Genomic DNA, 18,944 nt, shown 5'->3' with positions numbered 1-18,944 from the left:
TGGCGATTCGGACAAGAATGCAAATCGATGGGACAACGGACAGATCGGAACCGACCGTGGCGCTGATCGGCTATGCGCGGGTATCGACCGGCGACCAGAAGCTGGCGCTACAGAACGACGCGCTCAACGCGGCCGGATGCGAGCGCATCTTCGACGACCATGCGTCCGGCGCTAAAACTGATAGGCCGGGGCTTGCCGAGGCCCTGGCCTATCTACGTGGCGGTGACACGCTAGTTGTATGGAAGCTGGACCGCCTCGGTCGCTCAATGAGCCACCTGATCGAAAAGGTCGGCGAACTGGCCGCGCGTGGCGTTGGTTTCCGATCGCTCACCGAGCAGATCGACACCACCACGTCGGGCGGGATGCTCGTGTTCAACATCTTCGGCTCGCTCGCCCAGTTCGAGCGCGACCTGATCCGCGAGCGCACCAACGCCGGCTTGAAGGCTGCGCGGGAACGGGGGAGCCTTGGCGGTCGGCGTCCGGTCATCACGCCTGACAAATTGCGCAAGGCGCGCGATCATATCGCGGCAGGCCTGACGGTCCGGGAGGCGGCCACGCGGCTCAAAGTCGGTAAAACAGCGCTCTACAAGGCGCTCGAAGGCGCCGCTGCCAAACCGTAGCAAAGCATGAGGAAAGAGTGATGCACGAACGCGACCCCAACATCGTCACTTCGAGCCTATCCGGCGTCGTTACAGAGCAGGGCATCACCGTGAGTGTAAATATCATAAGGCTCGAGAATGAGCCGGGTTGGTCGCTCGAAGTGGAAAATGAGAATGGAACGTCCACGGTGTGGGATGACCTCTTCGCGACCGACGATGCGGCTCATGCCGCCTTCCGCCAGACCGTTAAAGAAGAAGGCATGCGCGTCTTCCTCGATCAGGCTGTCGTCATTCCCTTCAGACGTTAGGACCGTCCGCGTTCGCCGTTCGTTCGATCCTAGCGTACGTAAACTTCACTTTCGTGCAGTGACCCCGGCATGGTCGAATACCGCCGCCCTCCCTCCGAGGGTCATAACCGTTCGGTTCTGACACTTGATACAGCAGCTGCCCTAGCGCGGACTGAGCTATGAAGCACCAGGTCCAAACCGGTTCAGAGGCACCTTGAGAAACGCCGTCCCACATTCGTCGGCATCTGGCAGTCGGCCGCCACGTATGTTCACCTGAAGCGCGGTAAGCATCAGGTCGGGTAGTGGGAGCGATGCGTCGCGTTTCTCGCGGGTTGCGACGAACTCGGCTTCGTCGATGCCATCGTGAACATGGATGTTGTCGCGACGCTGATCGGCGACGGTCGAGTGACCGAGTACGTCCCGGCCATCCTTTCCATAGTCATGCCCGACATAGGTTGCGGTTTCGGGTGGCAGATCGAGGATGGCGCGAATCGAGCGCCACAACGCATGAGCATCACCACCCGGGAAGTCTGCCCGGCTTGTGCCGCTATCGGGGACCATAAGCGTGTCGTGAACGAACGCGGCGTCACCGACGACATAAGTGATCGAGGCGAGCGTATGGCCCGGGGACAGCATGACTTGAGCGTCTAGCGTACCGATCCGGAAACGCTCGCCATCCGCAAACAACCGGTCCCACTGGCTGCCGTCGACGGCGAGATCGGGCAGGCAGTAGATGTCCCGCCACAGCTTCTGCACTTCCACGATCTTGTTGCCGATCGCGGTTTTGCCACCGGTCTTGCCGGCGAGGTACGGAACGGCTGAGAAGTGATCGGCATGGGGGTGGGTGTCGAGCACCCATTCAACCGTCAGCCCCTTCTCACGCACATAGTCGAGGATCAGATCGGCGTTGCGGGTCGCGGTCGCACCAGCGCGCGGGTCAAAATCCAGGACTGGATCGATGATCGCGGCCGTTTTCGTAGTGTCGTCGACGACAACATATTGGAAGCTACCAGTGCGTTCGTCATGGAGCGACGCAACGGTCATGCCATCGTGCTTATACTCGATCATGTTTTCGTCCTCTCGCTCTGTCAGCTTTCCGCCCGCGCACGCGCGAACAATCGTTCGAAATCACCTGCTTCGATCGCGCCCATCACCAGCATGCGTTCAGCAAGAAAGCCCGGGGTGCCGGCCAAACCGATCGAATAGGCCTCTTGGCCGTTCGCGCGCAGACGCGCTGCGACAGCCTGTGCATGCGCAGCAAGCCAGGTCGTCGCGCGCAGCCAGTCCCCGCCAGCGCCGGTGACAATGTCCCTCAGCATGTCGTCGTCGATCAAACGACTGTCGGTCATCAGCTGGCGATGAACGGCCGGGTAGATGCCCTGTTCGGCACAGGCGAGCGCAACGCTCGCGGCGCGTTCGGACGGCGGACCGAAGATCGGCCAGTCCTTGTAGATGACCCGAACCTTGCGATCGCGTCGCACCGCCTCTTCCAGTGCGGGGAAGGCGTGACGACAGGCCGGGCAACGATAATCGGTGAACACGGCAAGTCGCAGCGTGGCATTGGCAGGGCCGTATTCAGGCGAACCGCTGCCCGCCAGAATCAGGTCAGCGGTCGGACCAACGTCGCGACCGATCGGCGCTGTGCGTCGCAGCATCTGTCCGACTGCCCAACCAGTCACGACGACGGCCCCAAGCCCGACTGCCTGCCTGCGATTGAGCGGCTCTGGCATGTTCAGCGAGCCTGAGGCTTGCTGCGCGCCGTTGCGACAAGCCGGCGTAGCGTCGGCAGATCAACCGCGCCGGCCACCACTTGTAAGCCGACGATCAGCGCCGGTGTTCCGTTGAACCCGATCGCTTGAGCGATGGCGTTGGTACGAGCGAGGAGCGCATCGATTTCTGCACCGCGGGTCTTCAGATCGCGTTGCAGACGCGGCCAGTCTACCTTGGCTCTCGCGGCAGCGGCCTTAACCCCGGCGCTATCGAGCCGTGCCGGCGAGGTCAGCAGCGCCTCATGAAAGGCGGCATGTTTGCCCTGCCACTGGCTCGCGACGGCCGCCCGGGACGCCTCACGGGAGGCGGGTCCGAATATCGGCCAATCCCGATACACGATCCGCACCTTCGGGTCGGAGCGAAGCAGAGCGTTCAGCACCGGCTCCATGCGACGGCAATAGGGGCAGTTGTAGTCGAAGAACTCGACAACGGTGACGTCATAGGCTCGGCCGGCACGCTTCGGAGCAACGGGATCGTCTACGACCGCCTTACGCGACAGATCGGGTTGCTGCGCGACTGCTGGCATTGCCGGCACGGCGACGGCGAGCAACGCCAGAAAGCTGCGACAGAGAAGGTTGCGTCGGTTCATCGGTGTTTCCTTGCCATATCGATCCCATCAGCGAGGGCGGCGCGTGACAGCTCGCCAAGCTGAAGCTGCACGATCGTTCCGTCCGCAGCGACGAAGGCGGTTGCGGGATAGCCAGCGACTTCGAGGGCTTGGGAAAGCCCACGGGCAGGATCGAGCGCGACATTGCTCACGCCGATGCCTTCACGGGTAAGAAACCCGGTGACGATTGCTGGAGCCTCACCCTGATCGGCGAGCAGGATCGGCACATCCCGATTGCGCGTTGCCGCGGCGTCGAGCATCGGCAGCTCGCGCCGGCACGGCCCGCACCATGTCGCCCATAGATTGATCACGAAGGGGCGGCCCTGGAAGCGTGCAAGCGGAAGCGGAACTCCGGGCTGCGTCGTCAACGTTAGATAATAGGGGAACGGACCGTAGTTCACGGGCGGGATAAGCGCCTGGAGCGTAAACCACAGGCCACCCGCTATCGCCAATGCCCCCCAGCCCGCCGCCAAGGCGCGTGTTCGGCCAAGCTGGAAGGCCAGCGTCGCGGCAGCACCAATGATGCCGGCGATGGCGGAGAAGCCGCCCTGCCAGACGGCGAAAATGGATAGGGGCGCTTCGACGTAGCTCGCCCAATGTGCCGCGACATAGCCGATCCGCGCCGCCACCAGTCCAGCGACGATGGCACTGGTGGCGACCGTGGACACCCGCGGGAAGCGGAACCGCCCTGCCAAGGTTGTCAGCCCCAGGAACACGACGATGCATAGCACCGCCAGTCCGCGTTCAACCGCCATCATGAGCGGTCCGATGGCAATCGCGCTTCCCATCAGAGAAACGCGCCTGCGCTCTTCCAGAGCATGTAAGCTGCCACGACGAAGATCAGCACCGCGAAGACGGTGGTAAGCGTTCCGCCCGAGCCAAGGCGCTTGGCCATGCGTGTGCCGATCAACCCGCCGACGACCCCGCCGCCAATGAAGACGAAGGCAAGCGGCCAGTCGACCAGCCCGGAGAATGCATAATTGGCGGCGGTCGTCAGGCCGAAGGCGGTGACAGCAATCAACGACGTGCCGACAGCGTTGAGGATCGGCATACCCGTCGATCCGATCAGGCCCGGAACGATCAGAAAGCCACCTCCGATGCCGAAGAACCCTGAGAACAAGCCCGTCCCAAGGCCGTAGCCCAGCACCTTGGGTGCCTTCTCCCGGTTGCATTCCGCACCGGGATTACCTGCATCACCCCGCCCGCGAAGCATCAGGACGCCGACAACGACCATGACAAGCGCGAACAGAAAGAGCAGCTTGCCGCCATCGACGGCCTTGCCGACGGTGGATCCGAGCAGCGCACCGATGACGCCCGCTGTGGCGTACATGCCCCCGCACCGCCATTTTACGGTATGAGCCTTGGCATGACCGATAAGACCGGTCGCGGCATTGGCTGCCACGGCAAACGCACTCGTGCCGATTGCAAGGTGCGCATCGGGCACGCGCACCAGATACACCATCAGCGGTACGGCGAGGATCGAGCCCCCGCCGCCTACGAGGCCAAGGGTAAATCCGACCAAGCTGCCCGAAAGGGCGCCAAGCAGATACTGGATCGGTTCGAGAGTCATGCTGCCTTGCCGATTTCATGCGGGGCGGCCATCCACTCGCGGCCTTTCAGCATGCCCTGCCAGTAGATCGGGGGCAGCATGCGCTCCTTCAGGAACCAGGCGGCGCGCGTGGGACGCGTTCCGTCGAGCAGCCAGGATGGAAAGCTGGGCAGCAGCTTTCCGCCATAGCCGAACTCGGCGAGGACGATCTTACCGCGTTCGACCGTGAGCGGGCATGAGCCGTAACCATTATAGTCGGCAACGGGGGGTCTGCCGTCGAGCGCGGCCAGCGCGTTGACGGCGACCACGGGCGCCTGGACGCGAGCAGCAGCGGCCGTCTTGGCATTGCTGGTGCCAGCGGCATCGCCAAGGCCAAAGATGTTTTCAAATCGCTTGTGCCGCAGCGTAGTCTCGTCGACCTCGACGAAGCCGTTCGCAGCCGCGAGCTTGCTATTGGCGACGACCGCATGTGACACCTGAGGTGGCACGACATGGAGCATATCGAACTCACGTTCGATCCGCTCGGAGACGCCGTCCTGCTTGCGCTCGAACGTGGCGACGCGACGATCGGCGTCGACCGCGACCAGGTTGGACTCAAGCCTGAGATCGATGCCGTACTTCTCGACATATTCCATCAGCGCCGGGACGTAGGTCGGGACCCCGAACAGGGCTGCGCCGGCATTATGGAACTCGACGTCGATAGCTGGGAGAACGCCGCTATCCCGCCAGATGTCGCAGGAGAGATACATCGCTTTCTGCGGTGCGCCGGCGCACTTGATCGGCATGGGTGGCTGCGAGAACAGCGCCCGCCCCTGCCGCAACTCCTTGACGAGCTGGTAGGTGTAGGGTGCCAGATCGTAGCGGTAGTTGGAGGTGACGCCGTTGCGGCCGAGAGCCTCAGGCAGCCCCTCGATCTTCTCCCACGCCAGGCGCAGCCCGGGCGCGACGACCAGAACGCGATAGGTCAATGTGCCACCGTCTTGGAGCTCGATCGCGTTGCGGTCGGGGTCGATGGTGATCGCGGGCAACCGTATCCAGCGGACGCCCTTAGGCATCACATCGGCTTCGGCCTTGCGGGTTTGCTCGGGCGTGAAGACGCCGGCCCCGACCATCGTCCAGCCAGGCTGGTAATAGTGGTCCGTGGCCGGATCGACGACCGCGATCGTCACCTTGGCGTTGCGCTTCAGAATGCTGGAGGCTGTCGCGATGCCGGCGGCACCGCCCCCGATGATGATGACGTCGTAGGTCATTGATCCACCCTTTCGGAACGGCGCTTCAGCGCAGGCGTCAAATCGGCAAGGTCGTACCCGGCAGCCTTTGCCTGGGCGATGATCGTCGCCGGATCGGCGCGATCGGCCTCGGCCAACGCCCACAAGGTCGCCGCGCGTGTCCCGCTACGGCAGAAGCCGAGCGTAGGCTGTGGCAGTGTGGCTAGCGCCTCCTTCATGCGATCCGCATCGGCGTCAGTCGCCTTGCCCGGTACGATAGGGACATGGGCAAACGCGAGACCATGTTCGCCTGCCATTCGGGCCATTTCTTCCGCGCTCGGCTGGCCCGCCTCTTCGCCGTCCGGGCGGCTTGAGATGATCGAGCGATATCCTGCCTTCGCGGCAGCGGCGAGGTCGTCTTGCGTCAGCTGGGGGGCGGCAGAGAAGGACGAGGTGATCTGCTTGAAAGCCATGTGATGTCTCCTGTCTGATCAGGCCGAACGGCGGGAAGTGAATGCAAAGCGGTGGACGGCAACGCCGAGGGCCATTGCAGCGATGAAGACCAATGCCGGCAGAGGCTGGATCGCCAGTGCGGCAATGGCGGGACCTGGGCACAATCCGACGATGCCCCAGCCTATGCCGAACAAGGCCGCACCGCCGATGAGGCGCCGGTCGATCGGCGAGGTGGCGGGCGTGTGAAATTGTTCGGCCGCGATCGGGGTCGAGCAACGCCGCACGACGAACCACGCTATCGCCATCGGCAGAATTGCGCCCGCCATGACGAACGCCAGGGTCGGGTCCCACGCGCCGGTGACATCGAGGAACGCCCGCACGCGCGCCGGATCAATCATTCCCGAGACGGCAAGGCCGGCGCCGAACAGCGTCCCGCTGGCGAGTGAAATGAGGTTCTGGCGCATCACAGTATTACCCCGGACAGACGCATGATCGTGACCGTGACGACGCCGGTCGCCATGAACGTAGCGGTCGCGGCGATGGACCGGGGCGACAGGCGAGACAGGCCGCATACGCCGTGCCCACTGGTGCACCCGGACCCGAGCCGTGTTCCGATACCGACGATCAGACCGGCGACGGCGATCAGCGAAAGCGATGTCGGAAAGCTGGCCTTCACGCCTAAGCTGGCTGCAACAATACCCGCGCCCAAAGGCAGACCCGCGGTGAAAAGCAGCGCGATTGCCCATGGTGGACCTCCAGCGGAAAGACCCAAAACCCTCGCGAACATGCCGCTGACTCCGGCGATGCGACCGTTTCCGAGCAGCATGATCGCCGCGGCGACACCGATCATCAGCCCGCCGATGAAGCCTTCGAGCGGCATGGCATGCGGAAAGCCCAGCATCACAACGCATCCAGCGGGATCTTGAGGTAGCGGGTGCCGTTGGCTTCCGGCTCCGGCAAATGACCACCGCGCATGTTCACCTGAATCGAGGGCAGGATGAGCTTGGGCATCGACAAGGTGGCATCGCGACTGGTCCGCATCGCGACGAAGTCGTCTTCGCTGACCCCTTCGTGGACATGCACGTTGCCGACACGCTGCGCGCCTACAGTCGTTTCCCAGACATATTGGTCGCGACCCACCGCCTTGTAGTCGTGGCAGAGGAACAGGCGCGTCTCGTCCGGCAGCTGCATGAGCCGGCGGATCGAGCGGAATAGCTGGCGTGCGTCGCCACCAGGGAAGTCTGCCCGCGCGGTGCCGTAGTCGGGCATGAAGAGCGTATCGCCGGTGAAGACCGCGTCGCCGATGGCATAGGCCATGTCCGCCGGCGTATGGCCGGGCACGTGCAGCGCAACGGCGTCGATGTTGCCGATGGCAAAGCGGTCGCCGTCGTCGAACAGCCGGTCGAACTCGGAACCGTCGCGCTCGAAATCGGTGCCAGCGTTGAAGATTTTGCCAAATACGTTCTGGACCCGGATGATCTCACGACCGATCGCGAGCTGCCCGCCAAGCGCCTGTTGAAGATAGGGTGCCGCAGACAGGTGATCGGCATGTGCATGGGTTTCCAACAGCCAATCGACCGTCAGTCCCTGATCCCGCACGTAAGCGATCACTGCGTCCGCCGACGCAGTTTTGGTCCGGCCCGCCGCGGCGTCAAAATCGAGGACGCTGTCGACGATCGCAGCTTTTTTCGTCGCCGCGTCCCAAACGACGTAGGTCGCTGTGTTGGTGGGCTCATCAAAGAAGGACTGAACGACCGGCGATCCGGCCGTTTTTGCGCGTCTGATCTGGGCGTTGGCTTCGCTCAAAACCGGGTCCATGACCATCTCCGTTTAATCAATATCACGGTTTATGTAGTTGTGTAATCATATTGCGTCAACGGGGTGTTCGTGCCATTTGGGAGGAATGGAAATGATTGATGCGAACATGCCGCGCTCGCTGCGCATCGGGGATGCAGCCCCGAACTTCACCGCCCGCACCACGCAGGGCGAGATTGCGCTCGATCAGTATCGTGGGCGCTGGGTCGTGTTCTTCTCGCACCCTGCCGACTTCACGCCGGTTTGCACCAGCGAGTTTGTGGCCTTGGCCAAGGCGGCACCTCGCTTTGAAGAGTTGGATTGCGCGCTGCTAGGGCTGTCGGTCGACAGCCTCTACTCGCACGTGGCTTGGCTACGCGCGATCAAAGACGTCTTCGGTGTAGAGGTGCCATTTCCGGTAATCGAAGATCCCTCGATGGCGGTCGGGTATGCCTACGGCATGCTCGACGAGCAGGCCGGAGATGCCTCAACCGTGCGCGCGACTTACTTCATCGATCCTGAAGGCATCATCCGCGCGCTTAGCTGGTATCCGATGAATGTTGGTCGGTCTGTCGACGAGATGCTGCGCACGGTCAGGGCGTTGCGGCGCTCGGCCGATGGCGAGGCCTATACGCCTGCTGACTGGCAGCCGGGTGACGACGTGCTCCTGCCTCCTGCCTTGCCGGGGCACGCAGGCGCTGACTGGTTTCACCAAACGAAGGCTGACCGGTGACGGCGATTTACCAGTCCCGCGCGCTCGCCGACGTCGCAGTCGAGAAGCTGCGCGTGTTCGCGCAGCCTCAGCGGCTTATGATCCTGTCCTATCTCTTAGACGGCGAACGGCAGGTAGCGGACATTGAGGCCGCCACGGGCGTGACACAACCCGCGCTCAGCCAGCAGCTTGCCGAGCTACGGCGCGCCGAACTCGTTAAGACCAGACGTGAGGCCAAACAGGTTCACTACCGCCTTGCCGACGACGCAGCCGCATTGTGCGTGCGAACCCTGGAGGCGATGTTTGGAGCCGACGATCTGTCGGCCCCCCAAACAGCCCCCGCCCTCCGCCAAGTACGACCGCGCGAGACGCCCTCCGTGGTTCGACCGCAAAATATCGGTGCGGCCGTTTTTGCGAGAGTTGGCTGATCATTTTGACTGAAAAAGGAAAAAGCGGATGCGCATGCCAATCATTGCTGTTGCAGGATGCTTGTCACTCATGAGCAGCGTCAGTGCTTTAGCCAGCGTGCCCGGGCAGGCGGTGATAGCGGGATACGGCGCGATCACACCCATCGAAGGTGCTGCGGAACGGCCCGATCGCAAGTTGCGCTATCGCGTGCTGTTCAATGTGACCAAGGCCGCGGCAACGCCGGATAAGATCAATCCATCTCTGGAGAAGGTCGCCCGCTTCCTGAACCTGCTAGGCAACGACGGCGTTCGTCCAGAACAAGGCGATGTCGTCGTGATCGTCCACGGTCCGGCGACGCCCATCGTTACCGAAGATCGCGCCTATGCGATAAAGACGGGAGTAGCTGCGAACCCCAACCTTGCTTTGATTGAGGCGTTGAAGAAGGCGGGTGTGTCCGTTCGGGTATGCAGCCAAGCTCTTATTGGCAACAAGATCGACCCCGCTACGGTAGAAAAGAGTGTCGAGACCGACGTGTCTGCGCTGACTACTTTGGCGACGTTGCAGCTGCGTGGTTGGGCGCTGATCCCAGACTGATCGCGCCGATACGCTTCCTGCTTCATCATTCCAGTCGGTAACGCTGCCGGTGTCATAACCGGTCGGTTTTGGAACCGCTGTCCGGAGCGCGGTTTTCCGTCTGTTTGTAGGTATCAGAACCGCGTGTCATAATCAGGCTTCCAAGGCTCTTAGATTTTGGCGCTAACGACCGGGACTTGGCGAGTGCCGGCAGACAGTTTCGTGAAGCTCGGGCGGCCGCTCCTGTCCGATCCGGACATTGGCGAAACGCCAGTGAACTTCGTAATCTGGTCGGAAGCCGTCAATTCACTCTACCGGACGCCGTCTAACGGTCCTTGCTGGGCTCGACCGTAGTCGCACGTTCGCTGCTGTAAGCCGGGCCACTGTCACCTATGCTCGGCCGTTCGCCTGCCTCGATGCGGGTTGCTAGATCGCTGTGAAGCGAGCCGAGCTCGGGTGGAAAATGCACACCAGCCGCAGACCCCAGCCTGCGCTCCGTATCGTCGAAGAGATCTATTGCGCCTGCCAGTTCGGGTTCACTGTATAGCGCTGCGCTTTCCCCTGCTCGCCATAGGCCGGCAAGTTGGTGGGACCGGATCATGCAAGCCGAGGCCGTTCGATCGCCCGCAACCGTGGTGTCCGGCGGTCCTGGCGGCGCGGCCCCCCTCCCCTTGATCTCGGCCCGCGTAATTGCCACCAGGCGGTAGCGCAGGACCCGGGATTCTGAGGTATCCGTTGGTGAGGGCTGCTGCTGATGGTTCAGGAAAGAGATAAGCTCCGCGGTGGTGGTGGTCGACGCGGCGTTGCGCCAGTCCGTCAAAGCCCGTTCCTTCGATGCCAGATCCGCAGGCTGGGTTAGGATAAAGCGCTCGAGGAGCGGATCGCTTGCCACTGCGACAGGCAGCGGTGCCCGGTTACCGTTAGCCGCGGCATGAGCGAAACCGATCGCCGCCGCAATCGTACCCAGTTGCGTTTTCATGATCTCACGATCGTCGATCGATCGCGCTAGGATCATCTCGAGGATCGGCGTTAGATCCGTCACGGCGGCCTGGCCCGCATCGATCGTGTCGAGCCTGCTGACGATCTCTTTGTGTGTCGCCTCAATGCGCTCGCTGCTCTCGGTCAGCGCATCGAGCTGCTCCTGAACGAGCGTCAACGCGTCCAGAACGCCCGCCAGAGCAACGCTTACCTGGTCCGTACTCATCGTTCTGGCCTCCCCCTATCCGGCGAACGCGCGCGGTCCAGAGTTGAGCGATCACGATCCAATATCTCGCGAAGGACCTCCTCCGGCTTGCTTGGCGTCGGTGCTGTGGCCTGCCGTTCGGCCTCGGCCATAAGCGAACGAAGGCGCTCGGATACCACTGAGGGTCGGTGTTCATGCGGAGTGTCTTCGGTCCGCTCGGGGCTCTCCCGGAGTGCTTGCTTGGCCTCCAGCTTTCCACGCATGACGCGTGAACGTTCCAGTGCTGCGGTGATCGGATCGCGCCCGGGGTCCGCAACAGCCGGGCGCGTCCGAGCATCGACGACCGCGTCGCGCCTGCGGGACGGTGAAACGGCACGCATCGCCCGGGCGGAGTTGGGCTCGGGCGGCGGCAATGCCGCGACGAACCGTTCGAGGCTCTGTGCGACCACCTGATCGGCAAGGGAATGCGAAGCCGATAGCTCCGCGACGGATCGCATATAGGTCGCGCGAACAATGGCCTGCTGACTCGCAAGAACGGCCTCGACCGGGTCGGAAATACCCTGGTCGCGAAGGCGCCGGGCGCGCTCGGCGCGGCCCGTATCGATCTGCGGAACCTGCCCTTTGTCGCGCATCTTCCGTACCGCGATGTGTTCATGCGCGGGGTCGATACCGCGCGCTCTGGTCGGCGTGGCGTTGGCCTGGATGCCGCGTTCGCGGAGCTTCTCGGCGAAGCGCTGCCGCCATCGAAACAGATCATCCCGGTCCGGATGGAAGCGGCGCCCATCGTAATCGCGACGTGCGATCGTGAGGTGAACGTGCGGATGGTCGCGATCGACGTGAAGGCCGGCAACCCACGACCGGTTCGCAAACTCCTCGGCTGCGAAATCCAGAGCTGCCGCTTTCAGACGCTCCGGATCGGTCCCCGACGGCATCGAAAGGATCATCGATATGGACGTCGCACCCTTGCGTCTGGCGTCCCCGTCCATCTCGAAGTTGTGCCAATCCTTCGCGAGAATCTGCATGTCCCGTCCGTCGCGCAGCACGACGCCCTCGCCGGTTTCAAGCCCGAGTTCCTCGTCGGGACCATGCCCCAGCCGACTGATGTAGGCGAAGTTGGCAAGGACGTGTCCGCCGCCATGCTGACGCCCCGTGATCCGCACCATAACCTCTGGAACTCGACGTGATGTGCGATCCGCAGCCATGATCGCCCGGCCGCTCATCCGGGCCTGCGGTCCTCCCCCGAAAGCATGTTTCGCCTGCGCACTGGGACGCGAAGTGGCCAAAGATGATGCGGCCTTCGGGAACATCGATGCGACGGCATGGCCGAGCATTGTGCCCCCCGTTTTCGGACCCTTGGCATTACCGCCCCCGGTCCCGAGGCGGTACTTCTTGGGCGGCGCGAAGACGCCCGCCATGGAGTCCATCGTTCCGGAAGAGAAGCGGAAGCTCACGCTGCTGAACCTCGGTAGGTATCGGTCCAGTACCCGACCTCTGCCCCGATCGAAGCCGAGAGGGCCAACCGGGTCGCAAACAGTAGCGCCTTCAGCTCCTCACATTTTTCGATCAAGGGGCCGGCGATGCGGGCGATGTCGAGCGAGCTTTCGGGCTGGTTGGCGGCGTTCATCGCATGGACCGCCTGGTTGATGTTCCGGCCGATCAGAAGCACCTGCTTGCGCAATCTGACGATCTCAACCTGGGTGGCAGGAGCCAGCCTCAGCACGCCCGCCTTGTTCCAGAGCCGCCAGCGAAGCGTACGCTTGATCCATTCGTTTCGCGTCATCCTCATTGGCGCCGCTACGATGTCGATGCCTTCGATCTCGCTCCTCTCGAGCCGGACCGTGACGCGAACGAGGTCGTCGGGATGCCCCCTGCCCTGAATTGGCAGCACCGGGATGTCATCGTTCTCCGGAGCCAGCACGGCGTTGGCCAGTACGCTCGCCATCCATCTGCTGCGGGTCTGCCCGTTCGCTGCGGCAACGCGGTCGATCTCGGCGACCAACTCGTCCTTCAACCGCAGGCCTACATTCATCTCAAAAGCCCCGTGCAGCGGCGCCCCACAAGCCAATGTTAAACATTGGTGCCGTGAGGCATATCCTGCCATCCCTAGTAATTACCTACTCCCATCAAACAACAACCTCTTTGGAGCGAAATCACTCCAAACGCGGAGGTGGAAAGTGATTGACTGCATGCAAGCGATAATTAGCTTCCGGTCTTGTGGTCTCGGCGCAAGGTGTTTGCACGACTAGGTACGCCTACCTGCCATCTCCTGCACCGCCCAAAACATGGTAAGTTCTTCTCTATTGGAACCGGATTCAAAGAATGGCCCGAACAAGGAAAGTCGTCGACCTAGCAGCCATCGAGGCTCGGCGAGAAGCTCTAAAGGCGGAACTTGCGCATCTCGACGAACAGGCAAGGGCGGCGGAGCAGACGGCTCGGGACGCTGGCCGTCCCGTTCTTATCGCCGCACTTGAGCGAGTTAAAATCGCAGCGATCGACAAAGCCGATGCCCGGGCGATCGCTGCGGCAATCTCGAATCACGGCGGCAAAGCGGTCGCAAACCAACTTGCGTTGCTCGCCTAGCCTCCTCCCCAGCTTTGCACGGAGGTCGCCACCATGCCGAGCGCATCGGATATCCATATCGACGGTCGATGACGCGGACAGGTCGTTATCTCTGGCGTTTCAACCGCGCGTCGCATTCCCATTCCCCCGTTCCCAATAGGCCGCCCGGGGAAGTCAGATCGGGACCATAATCGGTAAAACAGCTTCCCATTTGGCGTCGGCACATTTGGCCCGCTTCGGTTTGTCTCGCCCCACGTTCCCAATCGGGAAAGTCGGCACGGCAGAGGCCGCCCAATGCCCGGTCATGGCCAAAGCGGTGCCTATTCTTTCCGCCGCTGCTTTATCACTCCTGCTTGGTTTGAACCGGGCGAGAGGGTAGCGGCTGGACAGCAGTCCTCATTAGAATTCGAAAGCCGCCGGTGACGCACCATATCCAACTTGCCGATCTCGGCCTGCATCCCATAGCACTATCGCTCGGTCCGCTCGATCTGCGCTGGTACTCGCTCGCCTATATCGCGGGCATCGTCGCGGGCTGGTGGTATCTGCTGCGCCTGCTCGCCCAACCGGCCGCGCCAATGATCCGCGCGCAAGCCGACGATCTCGTGTTCTACGCGACGCTCGGCGTCATCCTGGGCGGTCGGCTCGGCTATGTAATCTTCTACGGGCCGCAGATGTTTTTGCATCCGCTGGAGGTTTTTAAACTGTGGGACGGGGGCATGTCGTTCCACGGCGGGGCTGCCGGCGTGTCGCTCGCGCTGATCCTGTTTGCACGCCGGCACCGCCTCGATTGGCTTCGCGTGCATGACTATGTGGCCTGCACCGTGCCGATCGGGCTGCTCTTCGGTCGGCTCGCTAACTTCGTGAATGGCGAGCTGTGGGGCAAGCCTGCCGATCTGCCGTGGGCGATCGTTTTCCCCGGAAGCCATGACGGCATCGCGCGCCACCCAAGCCAGCTCTATGAGGCTGGGCTGGAAGGGCTGGCCCTGTTCGCCGTGCTCGCGTTCCTGTTCTGGTTTACCAATGCGCGCCGCAAGCCGGGTATGCTCGTTGGCGTGTTCCTGATCGGCTATGGCCTGGCCCGGTTCACGGTCGAGTTTTTCCGTGAACCCGACGCCCAACTCGTGGCGTTCGCGGCGCGGACCGGCCTTCATATGGGCCAGTGGCTCACGCTGCCGATGTTCATCGGTGGCTTCTACCTGATCGCTACTGCGCATCGTCGCGAGCGGCGTCCGGGAACACCGGCTGCCGTCGCGCCGCTATGACGGACGGACGTCGCATCGTTGCCGCGCAAATCATCTCCCGGCGTCGCGCCCGTGTGCTGGCACGCGATTTCCGGGGATGGCTTCGCGCGAGCGAAGCATCGTTCATCGTGTTGGCGATTGGCATCGGTGCTGCGGCGGGCCTGCTTAGCGTGGTTCTGGGTGCGCTTGCGCGCACCCTGCAACACCTGCTGTTCGCACTGCCTCCGAACACGCGGTTGAGCGGCGTTGCCGAACTCGGCCTGGCGAGCCTGATCGTACTGCCGCTGGGCGGCGTGATCTTCACGGCATTTGGCTACGCGACCCGCGCCCGCAAGCGCCGTCTGGTCGATGCAGTCGAGGCGAACGCTCTGCATGGCGGGCGTATGTCGCTGCCGGATAGCTTGGTGATCTCGGGCCAGACGATCCTCTCCAACGGCTTTGGGGCCTCGGTTGGCCTCGAAGCCGCCTACGCGCAGATGGGCGGGGCCGTGGCATCGGTGCTTGGGGGCTGGCTGAAGCTCCGTCGTGCCGACCAACGCACGCTGGTCGGCGCCGGCACGGGCGCGGCTATCGCGGCTGCGTTCGGCGCTCCCCTGGCCGGGGCATTCTACGCCTTCGAGATCGTTATCGGAACCTACTCGCCCTCGGCGATAGCCCCCGTCGCCGCTGCGGCGCTGGCGGGTGCCCTCGTCGCGCAAACCTTTGGACAGCAACCCTATCTGATCGACGCCGCCTCGAACGCCTCGGTCGAGACGCATCATTACCTGATATACGCCGGGCTGGGTGCGATCTGCGCGCTGCTAGGTATTGCGCTAATGCGTGCCGTCGCGCTGGTCGAGAGCGCATCCCGGCAAACCGGGCTGCCAGAATGGTCGCGCCCTACGCTCGGGGGCCTGTTGCTCATCCCGATCGCGATGGTGTCGCCGCAGGTCCTGTCGGCTGGACACGACGCACTTCATGCCGATCTAGCGCTCGGGGCGTCACTAGGATTCATCCTGCTCGTACTGCTCGCTAAGAGTGCCGCGTCGATCGTGTCGCTCGGGTTCGGGTTCAGGGGCGGACTGTTCTTCGCATCACTGTTCTTGGGAACGCTGATCGGGCATCTGTTCGCCGACACCCTGACGCTGCTGGTCGGTCATCCCGTGATCGACGCTCACAATGCCGCGCTGGTCGGGATGGCCGCGTTCGCAGTCGCGGTCGTGGGCGGACCGATGACAATGGCGATGCTGGTCCTGCAGGCGACGCATGACTTCCCGCTGACCGGGGCTGTCATCGCTGCTTCGCTCGTGTCCTCGACGATCGTGCGGGAGCTGTTCGGCTATTCTTTCTCGACGTGGCGGCTTCACCTGCGCGGAGAGACCATCAAGAGCGCGCGCGACGTGGGATGGGTCAAAACGCTCACTGCGGGCCGGATGATGCGAAAGGAAACGCGCCCCACCCCCGCCTCCATGTCGATCGCGGAGTTCAGGCGCACGTTCCCGCTTGGATCAACCAGCCGGGTCGTTCTGGCGGACGCAAAGGATGGCTATGCGGGGATCGTTGTCGTGCCAGCCGCCTATGCGGAAGGCCTCGATCCGAACGGCACCGTCGCCGCCCTTGCGACGGGACGCGAAATCGTACTCACGCCGGAAATGGACATCACTGCTGTGATGGCATGCTTCGATGAAGCACGGACCGACGAACTCGCGGTGCTGTCTGCCGAATGTCATGTGCTTGGAATCGTTTCCGAAAGTTACGTCCGGCGACGTTATGCGGACGAGCTTGAAAAGGCTCAACGTGAGCTGTTTGGCGAAAGATGACCCTCTCACAATCATCCATTAGCCAAGAGAGCGGTTTCTGAATCGAACGGTTTTTGAAACAACGCGCCACCCGTTGACGGGCCGAGCCTGGACATTCATATGCTACGCCACGGCAATGGATTTCTGCCGGGCTTTCCAGCCGAACCGCCCTCGCAAGGGCCGATGATTCCTACCAAGCGCCGCAAGGCAGCAAGGAGGAATCATGCGCGCGACGTTCCGCAATCTCTACGACGAACTCAACTTGAAGGCGTTCGTCCATAATCGCCACGACCATGCCGTGTCGGTCCTGCGCTGGACGCTGATCCTCGCGCCGATGGCGGCTGCGGTGGGCACGCTCTGCGCCGCTTTCCTATGGCTCCTCGATGCTGCGACCCAGGCACGGTTCGATCATCCCTGGCTGTTGTTCCTGCTGCCGCTGGGCGGCGCGGCGGTGGCCCTGCTTTACCATCTGGTCGGTCACTCGGTCGAGGCCGGCAACAACCTCATCGTCGAACAGATACACGAACCAGGCGGCGGCGTGCCGCTCCGCATGGCGCCGCTCGTCTTCTTCGGCACGATCGTCACGCATCTGTTCGGCGGGTCGGCTGGCCGCGAGGGAACGGCGGTGCAACTCGGCGGCAGTCTGGCCAGCGCTGTCGCTGACCTGTTCAAGCTGGATGCGCCAAGCATCCGCATCCTGCTCATGGCCGGCGTTGCGGCCGGCTTCGGCGCGGTGTTCGGTACGCCATTGGCGGGCGCGGTGTTCGCCCTCGAAGTGCTAGCGGTCGGACGCGTCGAATATGGCGGCCTCGTGCCCTGTCTGCTCGCCGCGCTAGTGGGCGACTGGACGTGTCATGCCTGGGGCATCGATCACACCGCCTACCATGTCGCCTATGCCGCTCCGGCGTCGGCCGCTCTGCTCGTCGAGCCGTTGTTGCTCGCCAAGGCGGCCGTCGCAGGCGTCGCCTTCGGGCTTGCGGGTCTGGTGTTCGCGGAAGCCAATCACGCACTCGGCGGCTTCCTCAAGCGGCGCATCCCCTATGGCCCACTGCGGGCCACGCTGGGCGGCGTCGCCGTGATAGCGCTAGTCTGTCTGTTCGGCACGCGCGCCTATCTCGGCCTCGGCGTCTGGTCTGCCATTCCCGGCGATCCGACCATTGCCGGCTTCTTCGCCCCCCATGTCGATCCGTGGAGCTGGGCGCTCAAGATGCTGTTCACAGTCGTCACTCTCAGCGCCGGCTACAAGGGTGGCGAGGTCACGCCCTTGTTCTTCATCGGGGCCGCGCTCGGCAATGCGCTTGCGGGCCTGCTGAATGCGCCGGTCGACCTGTTCGCTGGCCTGGGCTTCGTCGCGGTCTTTGCGGGCGCGGCCAATGTACCGCTCGCCTGCACGATCATGGGGATCGAGCTATTCGGCGCTGCCCATGCCGTGCCGATCGCCATCACCTGCTTCGTCGCCTACCTCTGCTCGGGGCATAACGGCATCTACCTGTCGCAGCGAATCGCCGTGCCGAAGTATGGCAGGCACCAGGTGCCGCACGCACCGACGCTTCGTGAAGCCCGCGCGACCCGGCGTCGGCCATCGCCACAACCTCTATCCACCAACAAGGAGCTCGATTGATGTCGCAGCAGCACAAGGTCACGCCGACCAAAATCGGCATGGTTCGCATCTACCTCAAGCCATCGGACAAGACCGCGAAGCGGCCGCGCGCCTTCTGGCCTGGCAAGCCGCTCTATCGGGAACTGGTGGCGCAGGCGAAGCGAGATGGCATCATGAACGCCACCGCGCACCATACCCACTATGGCTACAGCAACCACGGACCCGTGCGGGAGAACGGCTCCGAGATCGCCGATCCGCACCTGACGATGTGCGTGGAGTTGATCGGCCAGCGCGCGGAACTTGAACATTTCTGCGAAGGGCATGGCGATCTGCTCGCCGGCAAGGTCATCGTCTACAAGCATCTGGAGCATTGGAGCATCGGGCCCGTGGGGCTTGACCACGAGAATACCGCACCGAATGTGCGGGAAGGCTGAGACCCTCTGGCCTTCCTTCCTGCCGGCAGTGACAGCGGTCGAGATGATGATGGCGGGTTGAGCCACGCCAACGCTCGTTAGCTCCAGCCGGAGGCGTCCCGTTGGCCATCGTCGACGCGCTATTTTTAGCGATGCCGCGCAAGGAACTGGTCGAGCGGTTCGTCAGCGTCGCGATGCTGGCTATCGTGA

22 protein-coding genes and 1 riboswitch are annotated in these 18,944 nt (G+C 63.2%); of the genes, 9 read left to right on the top strand and 13 right to left on the bottom strand.

The window, feature by feature from the left end; translation table 11 throughout:
• Positions 1-56 precede the first annotated feature (56 nt).
• Both AC1MH0_RS21440 and AC1MH0_RS21435 read left to right on the top strand, forming a co-directional pair.
• Positions 57-620: a recombinase family protein gene (locus tag AC1MH0_RS21440; RefSeq protein WP_056496550.1), complete on the top strand. Its 564-nt coding sequence runs from the start codon at positions 57-59 to the stop codon at positions 618-620.
• A 20-nt stretch (positions 621-640) separates the two neighbouring features.
• Positions 641-907, top strand: coding sequence for a hypothetical protein (locus tag AC1MH0_RS21435; protein ID WP_037529330.1), 267 nt, complete (start codon positions 641-643; stop codon positions 905-907).
• Between the two features lie 156 nt (positions 908-1,063).
• Here the strand turns inward: AC1MH0_RS21435 and AC1MH0_RS21430 are convergent, their stop codons facing one another.
• From AC1MH0_RS21430 to AC1MH0_RS21385, 10 genes are read right to left on the bottom strand one after another with little or no spacing between them, the layout of a single operon-like run.
• Positions 1,064-1,954: an MBL fold metallo-hydrolase gene (locus AC1MH0_RS21430; RefSeq protein WP_480966181.1), complete on the bottom strand. Its 891-nt coding sequence runs from the start codon at positions 1,952-1,954 to the stop codon at positions 1,064-1,066.
• A 20-nt stretch (positions 1,955-1,974) separates the two neighbouring features.
• A complete protein-coding gene (locus tag AC1MH0_RS21425) occupies positions 1,975-2,616 on the bottom strand; it encodes a DsbA family protein (RefSeq protein WP_480966180.1) in 642 nt (213 codons plus the stop codon).
• Between the two features lie 2 nt (positions 2,617-2,618).
• Complete coding sequence (locus AC1MH0_RS21420; protein WP_037529343.1) at positions 2,619-3,245, bottom strand: DsbA family protein; 627 nt, start codon at positions 3,243-3,245, stop codon at positions 2,619-2,621.
• Positions 3,242-4,018 (bottom strand): TlpA disulfide reductase family protein, encoded by a 777-nt coding sequence (locus AC1MH0_RS21415; protein ID WP_260171718.1) that lies wholly within the window; start codon positions 4,016-4,018, stop codon positions 3,242-3,244. Before AC1MH0_RS21415 ends, AC1MH0_RS21420 begins: the two co-directional genes overlap by 4 nt.
• Positions 4,019-4,050: 32 nt before the next feature.
• On the bottom strand, positions 4,051-4,833 hold the full coding sequence (locus AC1MH0_RS21410; protein WP_037529349.1) for a sulfite exporter TauE/SafE family protein: 783 nt from the start codon (positions 4,831-4,833) through the stop codon (positions 4,051-4,053).
• Entirely contained in the window at positions 4,830-6,062 is a 1,233-nt protein-coding gene (locus tag AC1MH0_RS21405; protein WP_480966179.1) for an NAD(P)/FAD-dependent oxidoreductase, read from the bottom strand. Before AC1MH0_RS21405 ends, AC1MH0_RS21410 begins: the two co-directional genes overlap by 4 nt.
• On the bottom strand, positions 6,059-6,493 hold the full coding sequence (locus tag AC1MH0_RS21400; RefSeq protein WP_183937834.1) for a protein tyrosine phosphatase family protein: 435 nt from the start codon (positions 6,491-6,493) through the stop codon (positions 6,059-6,061). The genes AC1MH0_RS21405 and AC1MH0_RS21400 overlap by 4 nt, the downstream gene beginning before the upstream one ends.
• Positions 6,494-6,511: 18 nt before the next feature.
• Positions 6,512-6,937 (bottom strand): DUF6691 family protein, encoded by a 426-nt coding sequence (locus AC1MH0_RS21395; RefSeq protein WP_037529424.1) that lies wholly within the window; start codon positions 6,935-6,937, stop codon positions 6,512-6,514.
• The gene (locus AC1MH0_RS21390) at positions 6,937-7,374 is read right to left on the bottom strand and encodes a YeeE/YedE family protein (protein ID WP_183937832.1); all 438 of its coding nucleotides are present in this window, start codon (positions 7,372-7,374) and stop codon (positions 6,937-6,939) included. Before AC1MH0_RS21390 ends, AC1MH0_RS21395 begins: the two co-directional genes overlap by 1 nt.
• Positions 7,374-8,291, bottom strand: a complete 918-nt coding sequence (locus tag AC1MH0_RS21385; RefSeq protein WP_480962149.1) for an MBL fold metallo-hydrolase — start codon at positions 8,289-8,291, stop codon at positions 7,374-7,376. Before AC1MH0_RS21385 ends, AC1MH0_RS21390 begins: the two co-directional genes overlap by 1 nt.
• Before the next feature lie 85 nt (positions 8,292-8,376).
• On the opposite strand from AC1MH0_RS21385, the gene AC1MH0_RS21380 reads away from it, so the two are divergent.
• The 3 genes from AC1MH0_RS21380 to AC1MH0_RS21370 are packed head-to-tail and all read left to right on the top strand — an operon-like array spanning position 8,377 to position 9,981.
• Positions 8,377-9,000: a peroxiredoxin gene (locus AC1MH0_RS21380; RefSeq protein ID WP_137788024.1), complete on the top strand. Its 624-nt coding sequence runs from the start codon at positions 8,377-8,379 to the stop codon at positions 8,998-9,000.
• Positions 8,997-9,407, top strand: a complete 411-nt coding sequence (locus AC1MH0_RS21375) for an ArsR/SmtB family transcription factor (protein WP_037529358.1) — start codon at positions 8,997-8,999, stop codon at positions 9,405-9,407. Before AC1MH0_RS21380 ends, AC1MH0_RS21375 begins: the two co-directional genes overlap by 4 nt.
• 28 nt (positions 9,408-9,435) lie before the next feature.
• The gene (locus AC1MH0_RS21370; RefSeq protein WP_409349188.1) at positions 9,436-9,981 is read left to right on the top strand and encodes a DsrE family protein; all 546 of its coding nucleotides are present in this window, start codon (positions 9,436-9,438) and stop codon (positions 9,979-9,981) included.
• A gap of 304 nt (positions 9,982-10,285) precedes the next feature.
• On the opposite strand, the gene AC1MH0_RS21365 is transcribed toward AC1MH0_RS21370, so the two are convergent.
• From AC1MH0_RS21365 to AC1MH0_RS21355, 3 genes are read right to left on the bottom strand one after another with little or no spacing between them, the layout of a single operon-like run.
• A complete protein-coding gene (locus AC1MH0_RS21365; RefSeq protein ID WP_151989774.1) occupies positions 10,286-11,164 on the bottom strand; it encodes a hypothetical protein in 879 nt (292 codons plus the stop codon).
• The gene (locus AC1MH0_RS21360; protein ID WP_480966178.1) at positions 11,161-12,594 is read right to left on the bottom strand and encodes a relaxase/mobilization nuclease domain-containing protein; all 1,434 of its coding nucleotides are present in this window, start codon (positions 12,592-12,594) and stop codon (positions 11,161-11,163) included. Before AC1MH0_RS21360 ends, AC1MH0_RS21365 begins: the two co-directional genes overlap by 4 nt.
• The gene (locus tag AC1MH0_RS21355; protein WP_480966177.1) at positions 12,591-13,142 is read right to left on the bottom strand and encodes a hypothetical protein; all 552 of its coding nucleotides are present in this window, start codon (positions 13,140-13,142) and stop codon (positions 12,591-12,593) included. Before AC1MH0_RS21355 ends, AC1MH0_RS21360 begins: the two co-directional genes overlap by 4 nt.
• A 979-nt stretch (positions 13,143-14,121) precedes the next feature.
• On the opposite strand from AC1MH0_RS21355, the gene lgt reads away from it, so the two are divergent.
• The 4 genes from lgt (at position 14,122) to AC1MH0_RS21335 (ending at position 18,755) form a co-directional block, all read left to right on the top strand.
• Positions 14,122-14,964 (top strand): prolipoprotein diacylglyceryl transferase, encoded by an 843-nt coding sequence (gene lgt, locus AC1MH0_RS21350; protein WP_480966176.1) that lies wholly within the window; start codon positions 14,122-14,124, stop codon positions 14,962-14,964.
• Positions 14,961-16,742 carry a chloride channel protein gene (locus AC1MH0_RS21345; protein WP_480966175.1) on the top strand — a complete coding sequence of 594 codons (1,782 nt, stop codon included), beginning with the start codon at positions 14,961-14,963 and terminating at the stop codon, positions 16,740-16,742. Before lgt ends, AC1MH0_RS21345 begins: the two co-directional genes overlap by 4 nt.
• 102 nt (positions 16,743-16,844) lie before the next feature.
• A riboswitch (Fluoride riboswitch) is annotated at positions 16,845-16,921 on the top strand.
• A gap of 23 nt (positions 16,922-16,944) precedes the next feature.
• The gene (locus AC1MH0_RS21340; RefSeq protein WP_480966174.1) at positions 16,945-18,342 is read left to right on the top strand and encodes a voltage-gated chloride channel family protein; all 1,398 of its coding nucleotides are present in this window, start codon (positions 16,945-16,947) and stop codon (positions 18,340-18,342) included.
• A complete protein-coding gene (locus tag AC1MH0_RS21335) occupies positions 18,342-18,755 on the top strand; it encodes a DUF190 domain-containing protein (RefSeq protein ID WP_480966173.1) in 414 nt (137 codons plus the stop codon). The genes AC1MH0_RS21340 and AC1MH0_RS21335 overlap by 1 nt, the downstream gene beginning before the upstream one ends.
• Positions 18,756-18,944: the final 189 nt, after the last annotated feature.

It is taken from the genome of Sphingomonas sp. AP28 (assembly GCF_056680455.1).
This window is presented reverse-complemented; position numbering and strand designations above follow the sequence as displayed.

Coding starts and splice junctions, on each gene's coding strand:
- AC1MH0_RS21435 (WP_037529330.1), top strand. CDS start 641: ATGCACGAACGCGACCCCAACATCGTCACTTCGAGCCTATCCGGCGTC.
- AC1MH0_RS21430 (WP_480966181.1), bottom strand. CDS start 1,954: ATGATCGAGTATAAGCACGATGGCATGACCGTTGCGTCGCTCCATGAC.
- AC1MH0_RS21425 (WP_480966180.1), bottom strand. CDS start 2,616: ATGCCAGAGCCGCTCAATCGCAGGCAGGCAGTCGGGCTTGGGGCCGTC.
- AC1MH0_RS21420 (WP_037529343.1), bottom strand. CDS start 3,245: ATGAACCGACGCAACCTTCTCTGTCGCAGCTTTCTGGCGTTGCTCGCC.
- AC1MH0_RS21415 (WP_260171718.1), bottom strand. CDS start 4,018: ATGGCGGTTGAACGCGGACTGGCGGTGCTATGCATCGTCGTGTTCCTG.
- AC1MH0_RS21410 (WP_037529349.1), bottom strand. CDS start 4,833: ATGACTCTCGAACCGATCCAGTATCTGCTTGGCGCCCTTTCGGGCAGC.
- AC1MH0_RS21405 (WP_480966179.1), bottom strand. CDS start 6,062: ATGACCTACGACGTCATCATCATCGGGGGCGGTGCCGCCGGCATCGCG.
- AC1MH0_RS21400 (WP_183937834.1), bottom strand. CDS start 6,493: ATGGCTTTCAAGCAGATCACCTCGTCCTTCTCTGCCGCCCCCCAGCTG.
- AC1MH0_RS21395 (WP_037529424.1), bottom strand. CDS start 6,937: ATGCGCCAGAACCTCATTTCACTCGCCAGCGGGACGCTGTTCGGCGCC.
- AC1MH0_RS21390 (WP_183937832.1), bottom strand. CDS start 7,374: ATGCTGGGCTTTCCGCATGCCATGCCGCTCGAAGGCTTCATCGGCGGG.
- AC1MH0_RS21385 (WP_480962149.1), bottom strand. CDS start 8,291: ATGGACCCGGTTTTGAGCGAAGCCAACGCCCAGATCAGACGCGCAAAA.
- AC1MH0_RS21380 (WP_137788024.1), top strand. CDS start 8,377: ATGGAAATGATTGATGCGAACATGCCGCGCTCGCTGCGCATCGGGGAT.
- AC1MH0_RS21370 (WP_409349188.1), top strand. CDS start 9,436: ATGCGCATGCCAATCATTGCTGTTGCAGGATGCTTGTCACTCATGAGC.
- AC1MH0_RS21365 (WP_151989774.1), bottom strand. CDS start 11,164: ATGAGTACGGACCAGGTAAGCGTTGCTCTGGCGGGCGTTCTGGACGCG.
- AC1MH0_RS21345 (WP_480966175.1), top strand. CDS start 14,961: ATGACGGACGGACGTCGCATCGTTGCCGCGCAAATCATCTCCCGGCGT.
- AC1MH0_RS21340 (WP_480966174.1), top strand. CDS start 16,945: ATGCGCGCGACGTTCCGCAATCTCTACGACGAACTCAACTTGAAGGCG.
- AC1MH0_RS21335 (WP_480966173.1), top strand. CDS start 18,342: ATGTCGCAGCAGCACAAGGTCACGCCGACCAAAATCGGCATGGTTCGC.